The organism is Sphaerisporangium dianthi (assembly GCF_042654065.1).
In the GTDB taxonomy this organism is placed as follows: domain Bacteria; phylum Actinomycetota; class Actinomycetes; order Streptosporangiales; family Streptosporangiaceae; genus Sphaerisporangium; species Sphaerisporangium dianthi.
Map to the genome: position 1 here is coordinate 1 of NZ_JBHSFP010000117.1, position 522 is coordinate 522.

A 522-nucleotide genomic window follows, 5' to 3' on the forward strand; every position below is an offset into this window, starting at 1 on the left:
TCGAGCTCCGGCGGCCGGGGCGGTCAGGTGCTGGAGTTCAAGGCGATGGTCAAGGCCCTGCACGAGGCGAACATCGAGGTCATCCTCGACGTCGTCTACAACCACACGGCCGAGGGCAACCACCTCGGGCCGACGCTCAGCATGCGCGGCATCGACAACGAGGCGTACTACCGGCTCGTCGACGACGACCAGCGCTACTACATGGACACCACGGGCACGGGCAACAGCCTGCTGATGCGCTCGCCGCACACGCTCCAGATGATCATGGACTCGCTGCGCTACTGGGTCATCGAGATGCACGTGGACGGGTTCCGCTTCGACCTCGCCTCGACCCTGGCCCGTGAGCTGCACGAGGTCGACCGGCTGTCGGCCTTCTTCGACCTGGTCCAGCAGGACCCCGTGCTCAGCCAGGTCAAACTGATCGCCGAGCCGTGGGACGTCGGGCCGGGCGGCTACCAGGTGGGCAACTTCCCGCCCCGCTGGACCGAGTGGAACGGCCGCTACCGCGACACGATCCGCGAC

General features: G+C 67.2%; 1 pseudogene. It reads left to right on the forward strand.

Annotation, left to right across the window (positions count from 1 at the left end):
- Positions 1-522, forward strand: a pseudogene (locus tag ACFO60_RS40845) (alpha-amylase family glycosyl hydrolase); the annotation flags it as partial.